Source organism: Mycobacterium sp. NGS63, from assembly GCF_059812295.1.
This window is the reverse complement of record NZ_JCALCJ010000004.1, coordinates 13775-30686: the sequence shown is the minus strand read 5'-3', so window position 1 is coordinate 30686 and position 16912 is coordinate 13775. Positions and strand designations below refer to the sequence as shown.

The following is a 16912-nucleotide window of genomic DNA, read 5'->3' as shown; positions in this document are numbered from 1 at the left end:
GCGACACGCCGTGTCAACGTGTGCATTTGCGGACGCTCGCGGGCAAAGAGGGAGCTAGGACCGCGCCAGGCGCACGCCGAGCTCGTCCGGCGGCACGGGATGCCCCTCGGCGCAACGGATTTCGACGGTCGCCTCGGCGCCGCAGCCCAGGTGGGTCAGCCGCAGGCGGTGGCGGCCCGGCAGGTGGCGCCGGCCCCACTCGAACATCCCCCAGACCACCGGCATGAAATCGACGCCGGCCTCGGTGAGCACATACTCCTCGCGGGCGCGCTGCCCGGGCTCGCGGTAGGGCCGCCGCTCCAGCAGCCCGAGGTCGACCAGCTCGGCCAGCCGCGCCGCCGTCGCGGCCTTGGTGATGCCGACCCGGCGGGCGAAGTCGTCGAACCGGGTGGTGCCGTAGTACGCCTCGCGCATGATGAGCATCGCCGACTTGGTGCCGAGCACCGACATGGTCTTCTCGATCGCGCACTCGCCGACCGCCGACCACTTCTCGCGATCCGCGAGCAGCCCCTGCAGCATTGTCACAAAGATCACCTCCCGTTCTGGGTTGCATCGAGTATACCTAGGTGTTACAGCTGGATATAGTCGTCAATACTCAGCCTCCCGGGAGGAACCATGAACCGCGACGCCGTCATCGTCGGAGCCGTCCGCACCCCCATCGGCAAGGGCAAGGCCAGCGGGGCGCTGCACGACGTGCTGCCCGCCGACCTGCTGGCGCACAGCCTGCGGGAGCTGGTGACCCGCACCGGCGTCGACCCGGCGCAGGTCGACGACGTCATCGCCGGTGCCGTCACTCAGGTCGGCGACCAGGCCGTCAACATCGCGCGCAACGCGCTGCTGGGCGCGGGCTTCCCGGAGTCGGTTCCCGGGGTCACGATCGACCGCCAGTGCGGGAGCAGCCAGCAGGCGATCAGCTTCGCCGCCCAGGGCGTGATCGCCGGCGCCTACGACCTGGTGATCGCCGGTGGCGTGGAGTCGATGAGCCGTGTCCCGATGGGCACCTCGGTGCTGCCGGGCAGCGACCCGTTCGGCCACGACATGGCGCGCCGCTACCCCGACGGTCTTGTGCCACAGGGCATCAGCGCCGAGCTGATCGCCGCCAAGTGGGGCTTCTCGCGCACCCAGCTCGACGAGTTCTCCGCGGCCAGCCACGACAAGGCCGCCCGCGCCACCAAGGAGGGCCTGTTCGACAACGAGCTGGTCCCGATCGCCGGGCTCGCCACCGACGAGATCATCCGGCCCGGCACGACCGTCGAGACGCTGGCCGCGCTGCAGCCGGCGTTCTACAGCGAGTCGGCCAAAGAGCGCTTCCCGCAGATCAATTGGGAGATCACGCCCGGCAACTCCTCGCCGCTGTCCGACGGCAGCGCCGCGGTCCTGATCACCACCAGCGAGGTCGCGAACAGGCTGGGCCTGCGCCCGCTGGCGCGCATCCACACCACGACCGTCGTGGGCTCCGACCCGCTCTACATGCTGACCGGCGTCATCCCCGCCACCGAAAAGGTGCTGAAGCGGGCCGGTCTCACGCTGGCCGACATCGACCTGTTCGAGGTGAACGAGGCCTTCGCGCCCGTCGTGCTCGCGTGGGCCCAGGACACCGGAGCGGACCTGGCCAGGACCAACGTCAACGGCGGCGCCATCGCGATCGGCCACCCGCTCGGCGCTAGCGGTGCCCGCATCATGACGACGCTCGTCAACGCGCTACACCAGCGCGGCGGCCGGTACGGCCTGCAGACAATGTGCGAGGGCGGCGGCATGGCCAACGCCACCATCGTCGAGCGGCTCTAAGGGCGCGGGCATGCCGAGCGAAACCCGCTTCGGCGGAGTGAGATTGCGCTACGACAGCGCCAAGAGCTACGACGAGCTGGTGGCCGCGCTGTTAGCCGACATCGGCGACGAGCCGGTGCCGATCAACGACATCGCGGCGACCACCGACGGCTGGCAGTCCTACCGGCATCAGGTCGAAACGCGGGTCGGGCCAAGCGGATTCATGCTGTTCGGCGTGATCGACCACGGCGCGTGGCTCCCGAAGTCCGGCATCGAGCGCAAGGCGCTGCGCGTGGTCCTCGGCAACCCGCTGATCGCGATCACGATGCTGCGCCATGACGTCACCGCGGGCCTGTTCGCCCCCGTCGAGTTGCTGATCCTCGACGAGCCCGGTGGCAGCAGCCTAACCTACGTCAGGCCGTCGTCGCTGATGGTCGTCGACCCGAACCGCGAACTGCTCAGCGCCGCCCTCCAACTCGACGCCAAGCTGGCCGCGCTGGCGGCCAAGGTCACCGGCGACTCCTGAACGAAGCCTCGCGTGTTAGTGCGCGAGTTGGCTGGAGTACCAGTGGCAGACGTCGTCTCCCCGGTTGTAACGCCGGAACCAGCGGTCGGCGAATTCGGGAAGTGGTTCGGTCGCGGGGTTATGCAGCGGTGTTTGGCTCATCAGCACGCGGGCGGTGGTGGCGAGCTTCTGCTTCCAGGGCACCGTGTGCAGCGCGGGCTTCACGCGCCCAGCGGCACCGGTGTCGCGGCTCGGCCTGCGGTCCCGTACCTTGCCGAGAATGCCTCGCAGCGGGGCGAAATCGCGGGCGTTTACGCCTCGCTCGGACAGGGGCACGCTGGCGTCGATGCTGTCGAACAGGTGGTTGGAGACGTCCAGCAGGTGCTTGACGACGCGGGGCAAGGCACGCATTCGGTACAGCGTGTCGCCTACGACCGCGTCGTAGATGATCAGCGCCGAGCTGCGGTGCTCGACCTCTTCGACGAAGTGCCACATCAGCAGCGATGCCACCCGCTCGTCGCCGGGGCGAAACAGCGTGGCCTCGTTGTCGAGCAACATCTTGAAGAACGGCGTGAATGTTGCTTCCAGGTTCGCGACGTAGGCCAGTCGGAATGTCAGCGGGGTCGTTTCCGTGAGGCGGTCATAGGATCCGACGGCCTGGTCGAGCGCGCCCTGTAACCCCGGGTGGCGCCGGGTCAGCGCCCGCACGTGTTGACGGTGTGCGTTAGCGTGCTGCGCCTCCTGCCGCAAGAACGCCTCCGCCTCCTCAGCGACCGCGGTGTCGGTGATGTGCGGCATGGCTTCCCGAACGGCCGAGACGATCATCTTCTCGAAGCAGATCGCCATGATCGAGACCATGTTCATGTAGGTCGAGAAGGCGGGGTTCTCGGCGTTCCACTTGAATGGCACGTCTCCGTCGAGATCGAAACGTATGCGTCGAATTTCGAGTTCGGTCATGGCGCCACCTCGTGCCGGGTCCGCCGCGTTCGACGCAGCAGAGCAGATGGACTGCGGACCGTCGCCGACGCGGTCAGCGCGGCCGCGAGCAGGACGCATGCCAGCGCGTAAACCAAACTGCCGGTTGGTGTTCCGCCGGGCGTAATACCGTTGGACGCGCTCACGTAGGCGGGGATCGCCGACCACCACAGCGCCCCGAGCGCGATCAGGTATGCAGCGCCGAAGACGCCGACGAACAGATTGCGCGCGCTGGGGGTGAACGCCGAGTTGCGCCATTGACGCCACAGCACCGGGATGGCCACCACGGCGAACGCCGCGAGGATGACGAAGTACACCGCCCGCCGCAGCGCACCGTCCGGGTGGTCTCCGCCGGCCAGCAGGATCGGCAGATTGGCGGCGACCAGGCCCAGCGGCACCAGCACGGACACACCGAATGTGCGGGCGGTCAAGGCGATTCGACTCAGCACTCGGCCACGTTCGATGGGCCGCGCGACCAGGAGCTGCGCGAACAGCGCGACGCAAGCCGGTCCGACGGTGGCGAACAGCAGGACGCTGCTCATCGGGACCGAGGCCAGCATCGGGTGGTTGATCGCGTTGTCGGCGTTCCACGTCCACCAGCGCAATTGCGGACCCAACTGGTCGAAGATTTCGTAGAAGCAGTTGTGGACGAATCCCACGCACACGGCGCCGACGAACGCGCCCCAGTCCCGAAACACGCCCAGGCTGCGAACCACCTCGTAGGCCAACGTCATCATCGCGGGGTACAGCGCGACGATGTAGATCGGCAGCCGGTCGTACATGAACTGGACCGTGAAGACGTTGTGCACGAAGACCGCGCCGATGGTGTCGTCGACGCCGAAGACGGTCGGAAAGTACAGAGGCGGCTCAACGATGAGCAGGTAGATGACCGTCGCGAACCAGATCACGAGGTTGACGGGATCGCGGTCGCGGCGCATCCGGCGGATCGCCCACCACAGCGCCAGCACCGCTCCCGTGACGATCAACAGTTCGAGCACCGGCAGCGTCCAATTCGCCAGTCCGAACGGATTCCTCAGCGTCACCCACGGCGCGGCGTGCTCGCAGCTGAACCCCAGGCGGTTAGCCATGCGTTCGATGTCGTCGCTGCATTGACCGCTCATCCGTGGGCGTCCTCAGTCGCTGGCACGTGTCGAGAGCATGCACGTGCTTACCGAAAGCCTGACGATACATGTCTAGCAACCCTGTGTCGTCGATGTCCAGCCTCGATTACATTTGCAGCCATGCGGACCCATGGCTGGCGGGGAAAACCGCCGGACAGCGACGAGGAGGCCGTCGCGCGGATCGTGGCGGCAGCCGACCGCTGCGTGCGGCGCCGCGGCGGACAGACCACCATCGCCGACGTCGCGGACGAACTCGGGGTCAGCAGGAAGACGGTGTATCGGTACTTCCCCAGCACCACGGCGTTGCTGCGAGCGGCTGCTACCCAGGGCACGCGGAACTTCCTGGAGACCATGGCCAAACGCCTGAGATGGATTGACGATGTCGCCGACGCCGTTGTCGAGGGCATCGTCCTCACCGTCACCGCGGTGCCTGACGAGCCGTACCTTCAACTGCTGCTCGATGAACCGTCACACGCACTGCTGCGCAGCATCACATCGGAGACGACACGTCGCATCGGAGAGCAGGTTCTCGTAGAGAACACCTCCATCGACTGGGAGCGAACGCCGATCGCGTCGCACACGCTGGACGAATTAGTCGAATGGTCACTGCGCGCGGTGCACTCCTTTATGTCCAACCCCAGCGACCCGCCGCGCGACGCGGACGAACTTCGCGGTTACCTCCGGCGCTGGCTGGCGCCGGCGATCAGGGAGTGGGCCGAACGGCCCGCACCGGAAATCGTCGCTGACACCCGGTTCAAAGCCCGAGCGCTCGGCGCGCGCGACGAGCCCGGCTGAAACGCGCCCGGATCGCCGAGGCGGTGGCGATCATCGCGCCAGCCACGAGGTGCGGATCGGATCCGGCTCAGAGCCAGCCGGTGCGGGCGGCAGCGACCGGCTCGGCGGGCGACGGCGCCAACGTCCCGTCGCGCACGCCGTCGAGCATCCGCCGCACCGCGGCGACGATGTCCGGGGCCGCCGCGACGAGCCCCGCCTTGTCGGCCTCGGTGACGTCCGCGGTGTCGACGCCCGCCCGGGCCAGCACGGTGTCCGGGTCGGCCAGCTGACCGGCCAGCCACGACACCGGGTCGGCCGACAGCTCGGGGACGAAGTGCCGGCGGCCGGGTTCCCAGCCGTCGAAGCGGGGGTGGTGGTGGGCGCGGTCCAGCGTCCCGGGCGGGCTCTCCGTGGAGCCGAAGAGGTCCACCCGCCACACCGGGCGGCCGAAGGAGATCGGGACGCCGGCGTAGATCGACCCGTGCGGCTCGGCCCGGTCGACGACGCGCAATTCCAGCCTGACCCCACGCTCCGGGGTCTCCTGACCGGCGAGCGGGCGCGGGTCCACGAAATACATGTCCCCGACGACCACACCCAGGGTTTCGAATCCGAACGCTGCGAACATCGCGTGCCTTTCACTAACGTCCCTCGAGCGTAGCCGCCGCGCCGAACGTGCAGCCAGGGCGGAAATTGCACGCCCGCGGCGGCGAAAACCCGCCCTCAGTTCACGCTCGGCGCGAGAGGGGTTAGGCGCGAGAGGGGTTAGCGCGAGGGGGTTGGGGCGTCAGGCCGCCAGGCCGCGGGCTTGCCGCTGGTCGCGGCGGGCGCGCCGCCAGCCGCGCACGGTGCCGATCGCGGTCTTCAGCCCGCGCCGGCGTCCGGTCGCCGGGTCGGTGCCCGCGAAACCGGGCTCCAGCTGCTCGAACATCCGCTCGCTGCGGGTCTCCGGCGCGTCGTCGGCGTCGTCGTGCAGGTACTTGTTCGGCAGCGACAGCTTGGCCAGCGTGCGCCACGTCTTGGCGTACTGCAGCAGGAATGAGCCTGTGGTGTAGGGCAAGTCGTACTTGTCGCACACCTGGCGCACCCGCACCGAGATCTCGTGCAGCCGGTTGCTCGGCAGGTCGGGATACAGGTGGTGCTCGATCTGGTGGCACAGGTTGCCGCTCATGAACCGCAGCACCGGCCCGGCCTCGAAGTTGGCGCTGCCCAGCATCTGGCGCAGGTACCACTGGCCCTTGGTCTCACCGATCATGTCGGTCTTGGTGAACTTCTCTGCGCCGTCGGGGAAATGGCCGCAGAAGATCACGGCGTTGGCCCACACGTTGCGGATCACGTTGGCGGTCGCGTTGGCCGTCAGCGTCGAGCGGAAGCTCGCTTCGGGCGACAGTGCGGTCAGCGCCGGGAACGCGACGTAGTCCTTGACCACCTGGCGGCCCGCCTTGGCCAGGAACTCGTCGATGCGTTGGCGGGCGTCCTCGTTGTCCATCCGCTTCTTGACGATCTTGCCGATCTCCACGTGCTGCAGGCCCACGCCCCACTCAAAAAGCAGCGCCAGCAACGTGTTCCACACCAGGTTCAGGATGTTGAAGCGCTTCCAGCGCTGGTCGCGGGTGACGCGCAGCATGCCGTAGCCGACGTCGTCGTCCATCCCGAGGATGTTGGTGTACTTGTGGTGCACGAAGTTGTGGGTGTAACGCCAGTGCTTGGACGACCCGCTCATGTCCCACTCCCACGTCGAGGAGTGGATCTCCGGGTCGTTCATCCAGTCCCACTGGCCGTGCATGACGTTGTGGCCGATCTCCATGTTCTCGATGATCTTGGCCACGCCCAGGGTGAGGGCGCCGGCCCACCAGGCCGAACGCCGCGAACTGGCGGCCAGCGCCACCCGGCCGGCCACCTCCAGCGCGCGCTGCGCGGCGATGGTGCGACGGATGTAGCGGGCGTCGCGCGCCCCGCGAGAGTCCTCGATGTCCTGGCGGATGGCGTCGAGCTCAACGGCCAGGCTTTCGATGTCGGCGTCCGTCAGATGGGCGAATACGTCGACGTCGGTGATCGCCATCGTCTTCTTCTCCCTGCTGTCGTTGTCCGGGTCAATACCTACGCTATCGTAACCTACGAATCCGTAGGTTACCTGTGAGTAGCCTTTAGATGTCGAGCACGCAATCGCCGGACGCGGCCGACACGCAGGTCTGGATCCGCGTCCCGGGGTCGTGTTCGGCGCCGGTCCGCAGGTCGCGGACGTGGCCGTCCACCAGGCCGACGACGCAGGACTGGCAGATGCCCATCCGGCAGCCGAACGGCATCTGCACGCCGGCGCCCTCCCCGGCGTCCATCAGCGACGTCGCGGCATCGGCGGCCACGGCGCGCCCGCTGCGGGCGAACGTGACGGTGCCGCCGGCCCCGGCGGGTGCGGCCCGCGACACCGCGAAGCGCTCCAGGTGCAGCCGGTCGCCGATGCCGGCCGCCGACCACGTCTTCTGGGCCTGGGCCAGCATGCCCTCGGGCCCGCACGCCCAGGTCTGACGCTCGCGCCAGTCGGGCACCTCGTGGTCCAGCGCGGCGAGGTCGAGGCGGCCCTGGGTGCGCGTCTCGCGCACCTGCAGCCGGTAGCCCGGCTGGTTGGTGGCCAGGTCGGCCAGCTCGGCGCGGAACATCATCTCGGCCTCGGTGGGCGCCGAATGCAGGTGCGTGACGTCGCCGATCTGGTTGCGGCGCACCAACGTTCGCAGCATCGACATCACCGGCGTGATGCCGGACCCGGCGGTGAGGAACAGGATCGACGGCGGCGCCGGGTCGGGCAGCACGAAGTTGCCCTGGGGCGCGGCCAGCCGGACGATGGTCCCGGGCTCGACGCCGGCCACCAGGTGGGTGGACAGGAACCCCTCGGGCATCGCCTTGACGGTGATGGTCACCGTGCGCGGCCCGCCCGACCCGGAGGACTCGGCCGGACTCGAGGTCAGCGAGTAGGACCGCCAGCGCCAGCGGCCGTCCACCAGCAGCCCGATCCCGATGTACTGGCCCGGCTGGTAGTCGAAGCTGAAGCCCCAGCCCGGCTTGATCACCAGGGTCGCGGAGTCCTCGGTCTCCCGCCGCACATCGAGGATGCGGCCCCGCAATTCGCGCGCCGACCACAGCGGGTTGGCCAGGTGCAGATAGTCGTCTGGCAACAGCGGCGTGGTGATGCGCGCGGCCAGCCTGCGCAGCGCGTGCCAGCCGGGATGCCGGTCCGCCCCGGCGACGACGGGGCGCCTGGTGTCCCCGATGTTGGCGGTGATCGGTGCGTACTGCTTGCCCACTAAAAAAGCTCCTGCTCGCTACGCCCCTCCAAAAGGCTACGGTACCGTAACCTACGGTGGCGTATCCAGGTGCGCTGGTCAGGACTGCGTCACAGTGCGCCGGTTACAGCAGGTCGAGCAGGAACGGCAGCTCCTGGGTCGCATACCACGCCAGGTCGTGGTCCAGCGCGTCGCCGACGACCAGCTCGGCGTCCTCGTCGCCCAGGTCGGCGGCGTCGATGACCTCGATCGCCCTGGTGACGTCGGGCTCCGCGGCGGTGTTGTCGACGTAGGCGGCGACCACCTGGTCGAGCGTGACGGGCGCGCCGACCCGCACGACGGCGTCGTCGAGGTCGGGGCGGTATGTGATGTCGTCCACCTCGGCGGCCAGCACCGCGCGCCGGGGCGGCAGACCGGCTTCCCCATCGGCGGCCTCGGCGGCCAGCAGCCGCAGCGACGCCAGCGCCGCCTCGCGCAGCGCCACCTCGGCGAGCTCGTCATCGTCGCCCTCCGCGTAGGCCTCGCGCAGCCGCGGCGTCAGCGCGAACGCGGTGCCGTTGACCGGCCACAGCGAACCGTCGGCGACGAGCCGCTGCAGCATCGCCAGGGTTGCCGGGATGTAGACCTGGATCATCCGCGCCCGATCAAACTCGCCGCGTAGTCGTCGACGTAGGTGGACAGCTCGCGCGGCGGGCGCTGGTAGTTGCCGCTGACCACCGGGCGTTTGGGCAGCTTGACCTTGGGCCGCCCGACGTCGTGGTAGGCGACCGTGGACAGCAGATGGGCCATCATGTTCAGGCGCGCGTGCTTCTTGATGTCGGATTCCACGATGTACCAAGGGCTGGCCGGGGTGTCGGTGTGGACCATCATCTCGTCCTTGGCGCGCGAGTAGTCCTCCCACCGGTACAGCGATTCCAAGTCCATGGGGCTCAGTTTCCATTGCCGCACTGGGTCGTTCAGCCGCGCCCGGAACCGGCGCAGCTGCTCGGCCTCGGAAACGGAAAACCAATACTTGCGCAACAGGATCCCGTCGTCGATGAGCATCTGCTCGAAGATCGGCGTCTGCCGCAAAAACAGCGCATGCTCTTGCGGCGTACAGAATCCCATCACCTTTTCGACGCCGGCGCGGTTGTACCACGACCGGTCGAACAGCGCGATCTCGCCCTTGGCGGGCAGGTGGGCGATGTAGCGCTGAAAGTACCACTGGCCGCGTTCGCGATCGGTCGGGGCGGGCAGCGCCACGATCCGGGCGACGCGCGGGTTGAGGTATTCGGTGATCCGCTTGATGGTTCCGCCCTTGCCCGCCCCGTCGCGACCCTCGAAGACGACGACGAGACGCACACCGATGTGCCGCACCCACTCCTGCAGCTTCACGAATTCGGTTTGGAGCCGGAATAATTCGGATTCGTAGACGACGCCGGAGATTTTGCGCGCGGCCGGCGGGCCGTCGTTCGTCTCGGTGCTCACACCAACGAATGATAGATCCAGGCACGGGTTTTCACCCGGCTAGTCAACGGGAAGCCCCCAGGAGTTCCTCGAGGGACTGGTTCAACAGGCCCGGCAGGAGGTCGACGTCGCTCATCGCGTCGCGGTCGGCGTTGATCCCGAAGTACAGCATGCCGTTGTAGGACGTCACGCTGATCGCCAGCGCCTGCTCGTTCAGCAGCGGGGGCACGGCGTAGGTCTCCAGCAGCTTGGTGCCGGCGATGTACATCTGCGACTGGGCGCCCGGGGCGTTGGTGATCAACAGGTTGAACGTGCGCTTGGAGAAACTCGGGAAGCCGGTGGCCACGCGAATTCCCATGGCGTGCAACGTCGGTGGAGCAAAGCCCGACAGGGTGACGATGGTGCGGGCGTCGACCAGGCTGGCGGCGGTCGGGTTGGACTCGGTGGCGTGGGCGATCTGCGACAGCCGCACCACCGGGTTGGCCTCCCCCACCGGCAAGTCCACCAGGAAGGGCGTGACCTGGCTGATCATCTGGCCGGGCCCGGTCGAGTCGAGCTGCTCGTCGGCGTAGACCGACAGCGGCGCCATCGCGCGCACCGTCGCCGTCGGCGACACCGCCTCCCCGCGGGACAGCAGCCAGTTGCCCAGCGCGCCGGCGATGACGGCGAGCACCACGTCGTTGATGTCGCAGTCATAGCGGGCGCGCACCGTGCGGTAGTCCTCCAGGCTGCCGCGCGCGACCGTGAACCGCCGGTTGCGCGAAACGGTGGCGTTGAGCGGGCTGCTCGGCGCCGTGCCGCGCGCCACCGCGCGCGCGATGTCGACGACGCGGCGCCCGGCCTCGAGCAGCGCGCCGGCATCCGTCGCCAGCCCGGCCACGGCGGATCCGACGGCCTGCAACTGCGCGCCCGGCCCGGCCATCCAGTCGCCGATGGCGCCCAGGACCAGCCGCGTGGGGCCGGGGTCGCGTTCCGGGATCCAGATGTCTTCGGGAAACGGCGGGGGGCGGCGCGTCCGGTCGGCGATGACGTGGCCGATTTCCAGCGCGGTCATGCCGTTGATCAACGCCTGATGCGACTTGGTGTAGAGGGCGACGCGGTTCTTGGCCAGGCCCTCGACCAGGTACATCTCCCACAGCGGGCGCGACTTGTCCAGGGGGCGGGCGGCCAGCCGCGCGATCAGCTCGTGCAGCTGCTCGTCACTGCCCGGCGACGGCAGCGCCGAGCGCCGCACGTGGTAGGTGATGTCGAAGTCGTTGTCGTCGATCCACACCGGCCTGGCCATGCCGATCCGCACCTCGCGCACCTTCTGCCGGTAGCGCGGGATCTGGGCCAGCCGCTGTTCGACCGTGGCCAGCAGCGCCTCGTAGCTCAGTCCCGCCCGCGGGCGCTGCAGGATGGACAGCGACCCGACGTACATCGGGGTGGCCGTGTTCTCCAGCCGGTAGAAGGAGGCGTCCGCCTGGGACAACCGGGTCACCATTGCGGCGCTGTCCTCCTGGAGTTTCGTTAAGTGAACGGGTGTTCCCGCCCACGGTAATCGCCGGAACGGCGCGCGGCTCGGCGCGGGTACGCGTTGGCTGGTCGGCGCGGATACGCGCCGGCACGCCCTGTGCCATGATGACCACTGACCACCCCAGCGTCTGCCACTCTCCAGCAGCGTCGACCCGATGAAGAGTGCGCGTTGACCGCTTTCGCCGTGACGCCCGTCGTCGACTACGAACCGCCCAGGGGAGACGTCCCCCGGTGCCGGCAGCCGCCCCACGCGGCGCCGCGCCGCCGGCCGCACGCGCCGCGCCGCCCGTGCCCCGCACAACCGGCCCGCCAACCGCGGGCGTCGGCGGAGCCCGCAGCGCCGATGCGCCAGGCCGCCGTCTTCGCCGACGCCGCGCTGCGCCGGGTGCTGGAAGTCATCGACCGTCGCCGTCCCGCCGCCCAGCTGCGGCCCGTGCTGGCGCCCGCCCTGGTGGACTCGGTGCTCGCGATCGGCCGCTCGGCGGCCGGCCAGGCGCACGCCGCCGCTGTGCTGCGCCGCACGCGGCTGCAACCGGCGGGGCACCACGACCCCGAGGCCGCGGCCGAGGTGTTCGGCTCCTACAGCCGCGGGAACCGGGTGCATGCCATCGCCTGCCGCGTGGAACGGGTCCGCACCGGTGGCGCCGCCCGGTGGCTGGTGGTGGCGCTGCACATCGGCTGACGCTCAGGCCGCGGCGGTGGACGGGCCGCCTGCGTACCGGGCCAGCACCGGCCCCGCGATCGCCATGACGAAGACGTACGACGTGGCCAGCGCGGCAACCCCGGGAATGGACGTGCCGACCAGCCCGATGATGATCAGCGAGAACTCGCCCCGGGCGATCAGCGCGGTGCCCGCGCGCAGCTGCCCGCGCCGCGCCACGCCGTCGCGCCGGGCCGCGACGATCCCGGTAACCACCTTGGTCGCGGCGGTGATCGCGGCCAGCGCCAGCGCCACCGGCAGCATCGGCAGCAGCTCCTGCGGGTCGACCGACAGGCCGATCGCCAGGAAGAAGATGGCGGCGAACAGGTCGCGCAGCGGGCCGAGCACCTGACGCGCCCGGTCGGCCGTCGCCCCGGTCAGGGTGAGGCCCACCAGAAACGCGCCGACGGCGGCCGACGCGTGCAGCTCCTCGGCCACCGCCGCCACGATCAGCGTGATGCCCAGGACCCGCAACAACAGCTGCTCGGAGTCGGGATGTTCGACCAGCCGGCCGACGTGGTGCCCCCAGCGGTAGGAGGCGGCGAACGCGGCCACCAGCGCCCCGACCGCGGCGACCATGCCGGCGAGGGCCTGCACCCAGCCGCCGCCCGCGGCGAGCACCGCGAACAGCGGCAGGTAGGCCGCCATCGCGAAGTCCTCGAGCACCAGCACCGACAGCACCGCCGGCGTCTCCCGGTTGCCGAGCCGGCCCAGGTCCTGCACGAGGCGGGCGATGACGCCCGACGAGGAGATATAGGTGACCCCGGCCAGGGCCAGGATGGCCACGCCGTTCAGTCCCAGCAGCCAGCCGGCGACCGCGCCGGGCGTGGCGTTGAGCACGATGTCGACGGCGGCCGACGGCAGGTGGTGGCGCAGGCTGCTGGCGAACTCGGTCGCCGAGAACTCCAGGCCCAGGGTCAGCAGCAGCAGCACCACGCCGATGGGTGCGGCCGTCTCGATGAACTCGCCGGCCGCCGCGACCGGCAGCAGCCCGCCCTTGCCCAGCGACAGGCCCGCCAGCAGGTAGACCGGGATGGGGGACAACGCCAGGCGGCGGGCCACGGCGCCCAAGACGGCAAGCGTGGCCAGGAGGGCGCCGAGTTGTAGCAGTAGCGCCCCCGAAACCTGCATCGGCTCAGCCCTTGTCGATGATCTGTTCGACGCCGGCGATGCCGTCCTCGGTGCCGATCACGATCAGGACGTCGCGCGCGTGCAGCATCTCGGCCGGGCCCGGCGAGGCGAGCACTTCGTCGTTGCGCACGATCGCCACGATGGACGCCCCGGTGCGGGTGCGGGCCCGGGTGTCGCCGAGCGGATGGTCGACGAAGGGGCTGCCCGCCACGATGTGGACCTGCCCCGTCTCGAGCCCGGGCACCTGCCGGGACAGCTCGGTGAACCGCTCGGCGATGCGGGGCGCGCCCAGGATCTGGGCGACGGCCTCGGCCTCGTCGTCGGCCAGGTGCAGGACGGGGCGAGCCTGGTCGGGGTCGTCGGGACCGTACAGGACGACGTCGAAGTCGCCGCCCCGGCGTGCGATGATGCCAATCCGTTCACCCTTGTGGCTGGTGAATTCGTATCGGAGACCGACGCCCGGCAGCAACACCTCCTTGACATCCATGCGTCCATCTTTGCAGGCGCGGCGGGCCGGTCAACCGGCCCGGTTCACGCCCGCGGCCTGACGGGGCGAGAGTCAGTGCTGGCCAACCGTTTCCGCCGGCTGGTGGCGCGGATGCGGGAGCAGCATCGGCACGTCGCGGCGGTAGTCGAGGTATTGGTCACCCAGTGCGTCGACGAGATTGCGCTCCTCGAAATGCAGCGCGATCAGCACGTAGCCCGTCATCGCGATCGAGAAGAGCAGGTGCCCGGCGGTCAGGGTGGGCGTCGCCCAGAAGGCGATGAGCAGGCCCAGCATCAGCGGGTGGCGCACCAGCCGGTACAGCCATCGCGCGTGAAAACCGATGTGGCTGTAGGGCTTTCCACGCCACGCCAGATACACCTGCCGCAGGCCGAACAGATCGAAGTGGCTGACCATGAAGGTCGACGCCAAAGCGATCCCCCAGCCCAGCCAGAACACCGCCCACACGGCCACGCGGCCGGCCGGCTGGCGCACGTCCCAGATGACGGCCGGCATCGTGCGCCACTGCCAATACAGCAGCACCAGCACCGCGCTCGAGGCCACCACGTAGGTGCTGCGCTCGATCGACTCCGGCACCAGGCGGGTCCACCACTGTTTGAACGCCGGCCGGGCCATGACGCTGTGCTGGACGCCGAACGCGGCCACCAGCAACACGTTGACCAACAGCGCCTGGCCCATGGGCGCCGACAGCCCGTGATCGACCGTGCGCGGCACAAAGAGGTTGCCCACGAAGGCAATGAGATACAAGAAGGCGGCGAGGAACAACAGGTACGCCGCCGCGCCGTAGGCGACGATCAGGTAGCGCTTCATGGGTCCCAGTGTCCGCCGCACGGGCCAGGCGGTATATAGGTCATTTGCCTCAACTTCGCGCGGGCGGGCGCTAGTTATTTTTGACTAGTCCGTGCCGCAGCGCGTACATGCTGGCGCCGATGCGATTGGACACGCCGATCTTCGCGTACGTCCGCTCGACGTGGTTGCGGGCCGTCTTCTCGCTGATCACCAGCGAGGCGGCGATCTCCTTGTTCGACGCGCCGCGGGCGACCAGGCACAGCACCTCGACTTCGCGGGGGGTGAGGCCGTCCGGCCGCAGCTTCGGCCGGGCGGCGGGTTGCCCGGCGGCGTGCAACACCGCCTCGACGGCCACCGGGTCCAGCTCGCCGGCGCGCGCCCGCTCACGCAGCCGCCGCGCCGCCGCGTCCGGAGCCAGCTCGTCGCGGTACGGCCTTGGCTCGCAGGCGGATTGGTAGCCGACCGCGGCGGCCAGGACGCGGTCGGGCACGGTCAGCGCGGTCCCCGCGAGCCCGCGCGGATACCCCGAGCCGTCCAGGCATTCGTGGTGGTTGCCCGCGACCTCGGCCAGCCGGGCGAGGCCGGGGACCTGGTTGAGGATCCGCACGGTGAGGTAGGGGTGCAGCCGGACCCGCTCGAACTCGGCCGCGCTCAAAGACGCCGGCTTGGACCAGATCTGGTTCGACACCCCGATGCGGCCCAGGTCGTGGACGTGGCCCGCGCGCCGCGCCAGCGCGGCCGTGTCCGCGTCGGCGCCGGTGGCCGCCGCCGCGTCGCCCGCGAGCTTGGCCACCGCGCGCGAATGTCCCAGGGTGAAGGGGCATTTGAGGTCGACGAAGTCGCCGAGGGCGACCAGCAGCGCGTCCAGGCCCCGGTCGTCGAGGCGTTGGTGGCGATCGGGCGCCTCGCGCAGCGCCGCCGCCCAGGCGTCGCCGGCCGGCGGCCCGGCCAGGATCGTGTCGGCGTGCCGGGTGAAGGCGTCGACCACCTGCGGGTCGAACTGGCCGCCCCGGCGGGCGCGCGCCATCGCGACGGCGCCCTCGACGCCGCAGGCGCGGTGGTGGACCTCGACCATGTCGGCGAGCTGGGCCACCCGCATCTGTATCGGGATCGCCTCCCCGTGCGCGCCGGTGGGCAGGCCGCCGCCGTCGTAGCGCTCGAAGGCGAACCCGAGCGCCGCCTGCACGTCGGGGCCCAGGCCGATGCGGTCGGCCAGCAGCGCCGCGGAGGTGCAGTGCGAATGGATCAACCGGGACAGCTGGCCGCGCGCGTTGACGAACAGCGTCGCCATGATCGTGAGCCGGTGCACCAGCGGCTGACCGCGCCCGACGTTGCCCGCCAGGAAGCGCCAGTACGGCAGCCCCGACCAGTCGACCAGATAGGAGTCGTGCCGCACGGCGATGTCGTCGCCGAACCATCGCGCGTATTCGTGCGAGTCGGCGTGGCACCCGATCCACATGATCAGCGTCGTGTAGTAGACGCAATCCCGTTGGGCCGCGGGCAGTCCGAGCCGATCGGCCAGCCTGGTGGCGATCAGCGCGGAGCGCAACATGTGCTCGGCGGGTTGCCCCAGTCCGAGGTCGATCGCCACCGACAGCGCCGCCAGCAACTCCGCGCGGGTGGGTGGCTCGAGCCCCGGCGTGGACCTCATGGACCACATTGTGCCCGTCAGGCGATCGAAACGGTGCGCCCGACGGCGCGGTGCCGGGCGGGGTCAAAGGTGTCGAGGTGGCCCCCGCCCACGACGAAGTATCCGCGCTGCGGCGCGCGGAATCCCGCCAGCCGGGCCTGCGCGCGCAGCGGCCCGACCGGGCCGAGGTCCGCCCCGCGCAGGGCCGCGCGGGACCCGGTCACCGCCCAGAATTGCGTGGGCGCGAGCATGAATCGCTGACCGTTGGGCGCGGCCCCGGACAGCCGCACCCGCCCGGCGCCCAGCACCGGCCCGGCGGCCCGCCCGATCGCGCCGAGGGCCGCGCGGTTGGTCCACGCCCGCGTGGGCAGCCGCCGCGCCATCCCGGTCATCAGCCGCGTCACTGCGGTGGTCCCGAGGTCCAGGCGCCACTCGAGCAGGCCGGGGATCTCGACGCACAGCGACCACGGGGTGACCCAGGCGACGTCGATATCGCACTGCACCGCGTCATTGGGGGTCGCCGCGCTGAAGTACCGGGCGCAGCTCAGCGGGCCCGGCGTCGTCGCGTAGAACGTCCACACGCCGGCCGGGTCGCGGTGCCACACCGACCGGTAGCCCGGCGCGAACGACGCCGCGGGAATACAACGCAGGGCCAGGTAGTGCCCGCCGACGAACGGCAGGCCCAACACGCCGAAGCCGACGAATCTTTCGTCATCGCCGGCGGGCAGCACGGGGTTCTGCAAGACGGCCGACGCCGCGTCCAAGGGAGTTTTGCTCAT

At 70.0% G+C, this 16912-nt stretch carries 18 protein-coding genes; 4 read left to right on the top strand and 14 right to left on the bottom strand.

Going from position 1 to position 16912, the window contains the following annotated elements; translation table 11 throughout:
• Positions 1–54: 54 nt before the first annotated feature.
• Positions 55–525 carry a winged helix-turn-helix transcriptional regulator gene (locus AC5Y4Z_RS10565; protein WP_499963420.1) on the bottom strand — a complete coding sequence of 157 codons (471 nt, stop codon included), beginning with the start codon at positions 523–525 and terminating at the stop codon, positions 55–57.
• A 90-nt stretch (positions 526–615) separates the two neighbouring features.
• On the opposite strand from AC5Y4Z_RS10565, the gene AC5Y4Z_RS10560 reads away from it, so the two are divergent.
• Positions 616–1788, top strand: a complete 1173-nt coding sequence (locus AC5Y4Z_RS10560) for a thiolase family protein (RefSeq protein ID WP_499963418.1) — start codon at positions 616–618, stop codon at positions 1786–1788.
• Positions 1789–1798: 10 nt separating this feature from the next.
• Positions 1799–2293, top strand: coding sequence for a DUF302 domain-containing protein (locus AC5Y4Z_RS10555; protein WP_499963416.1), 495 nt, complete (start codon positions 1799–1801; stop codon positions 2291–2293).
• 15 nt (positions 2294–2308) lie between these two features.
• Here AC5Y4Z_RS10555 and AC5Y4Z_RS10550 read toward each other — a convergent pair whose 3' ends face one another.
• On the bottom strand, positions 2309–3229 hold the full coding sequence (locus AC5Y4Z_RS10550) for a metal-dependent hydrolase (RefSeq protein WP_499963414.1): 921 nt from the start codon (positions 3227–3229) through the stop codon (positions 2309–2311).
• The gene (locus AC5Y4Z_RS10545) at positions 3226–4368 is read right to left on the bottom strand and encodes a hypothetical protein (RefSeq protein WP_499963412.1); all 1143 of its coding nucleotides are present in this window, start codon (positions 4366–4368) and stop codon (positions 3226–3228) included. The genes AC5Y4Z_RS10550 and AC5Y4Z_RS10545 overlap by 4 nt, the downstream gene beginning before the upstream one ends.
• 120 nt (positions 4369–4488) lie before the next feature.
• Between AC5Y4Z_RS10545 and AC5Y4Z_RS10540 the strand changes: the two genes are divergently transcribed.
• Positions 4489–5163, top strand: coding sequence for a TetR/AcrR family transcriptional regulator (locus tag AC5Y4Z_RS10540; protein ID WP_499963410.1), 675 nt, complete (start codon positions 4489–4491; stop codon positions 5161–5163).
• Positions 5164–5230: 67 nt separating this feature from the next.
• On the opposite strand, the gene AC5Y4Z_RS10535 is transcribed toward AC5Y4Z_RS10540, so the two are convergent.
• The 6 genes from AC5Y4Z_RS10535 to AC5Y4Z_RS10510 form a co-directional block, all read right to left on the bottom strand.
• Complete coding sequence (locus AC5Y4Z_RS10535; RefSeq protein WP_499963408.1) at positions 5231–5767, bottom strand: hypothetical protein; 537 nt, start codon at positions 5765–5767, stop codon at positions 5231–5233.
• A gap of 159 nt (positions 5768–5926) precedes the next feature.
• Positions 5927–7201: a fatty acid desaturase family protein gene (locus AC5Y4Z_RS10530; protein WP_499963406.1), complete on the bottom strand. Its 1275-nt coding sequence runs from the start codon at positions 7199–7201 to the stop codon at positions 5927–5929.
• A gap of 85 nt (positions 7202–7286) precedes the next feature.
• Entirely contained in the window at positions 7287–8438 is a 1152-nt protein-coding gene (locus tag AC5Y4Z_RS10525; protein ID WP_499963404.1) for a ferredoxin reductase, read from the bottom strand.
• A 103-nt stretch (positions 8439–8541) separates the two neighbouring features.
• A complete protein-coding gene (locus AC5Y4Z_RS10520; RefSeq protein ID WP_499963402.1) occupies positions 8542–9051 on the bottom strand; it encodes a DUF6912 family protein in 510 nt (169 codons plus the stop codon).
• Complete coding sequence (gene ppk2, locus AC5Y4Z_RS10515; protein ID WP_499963400.1) at positions 9048–9884, bottom strand: polyphosphate kinase 2; 837 nt, start codon at positions 9882–9884, stop codon at positions 9048–9050. Before ppk2 ends, AC5Y4Z_RS10520 begins: the two co-directional genes overlap by 4 nt.
• Before the next feature lie 43 nt (positions 9885–9927).
• Complete coding sequence (locus AC5Y4Z_RS10510; protein ID WP_499963398.1) at positions 9928–11346, bottom strand: WS/DGAT/MGAT family O-acyltransferase; 1419 nt, start codon at positions 11344–11346, stop codon at positions 9928–9930.
• 201 nt (positions 11347–11547) lie between these two features.
• Between AC5Y4Z_RS10510 and AC5Y4Z_RS10505 the strand changes: the two genes are divergently transcribed.
• The gene (locus AC5Y4Z_RS10505; protein ID WP_499963396.1) at positions 11548–12060 is read left to right on the top strand and encodes an Rv3235 family protein; all 513 of its coding nucleotides are present in this window, start codon (positions 11548–11550) and stop codon (positions 12058–12060) included.
• A 3-nt stretch (positions 12061–12063) separates the two neighbouring features.
• Here AC5Y4Z_RS10505 and AC5Y4Z_RS10500 read toward each other — a convergent pair whose 3' ends face one another.
• The 5 genes from AC5Y4Z_RS10500 to AC5Y4Z_RS10480 form a co-directional block, all read right to left on the bottom strand.
• On the bottom strand, positions 12064–13209 hold the full coding sequence (locus AC5Y4Z_RS10500; protein ID WP_499963394.1) for a cation:proton antiporter: 1146 nt from the start codon (positions 13207–13209) through the stop codon (positions 12064–12066).
• 4 nt (positions 13210–13213) lie between these two features.
• A complete protein-coding gene (locus tag AC5Y4Z_RS10495) occupies positions 13214–13696 on the bottom strand; it encodes a cation:proton antiporter regulatory subunit (RefSeq protein ID WP_499963392.1) in 483 nt (160 codons plus the stop codon).
• Positions 13697–13768: 72 nt separating this feature from the next.
• Positions 13769–14524 (bottom strand): methanethiol S-methyltransferase, encoded by a 756-nt coding sequence (mddA, locus tag AC5Y4Z_RS10490; protein ID WP_499963390.1) that lies wholly within the window; start codon positions 14522–14524, stop codon positions 13769–13771.
• Between the two features lie 70 nt (positions 14525–14594).
• Positions 14595–16154: an HD domain-containing phosphohydrolase gene (locus tag AC5Y4Z_RS10485; protein WP_499963388.1), complete on the bottom strand. Its 1560-nt coding sequence runs from the start codon at positions 16152–16154 to the stop codon at positions 14595–14597.
• Between the two features lie 17 nt (positions 16155–16171).
• On the bottom strand, positions 16172–16912 hold the full coding sequence (locus tag AC5Y4Z_RS10480; protein WP_499963386.1) for a hypothetical protein: 741 nt from the start codon (positions 16910–16912) through the stop codon (positions 16172–16174).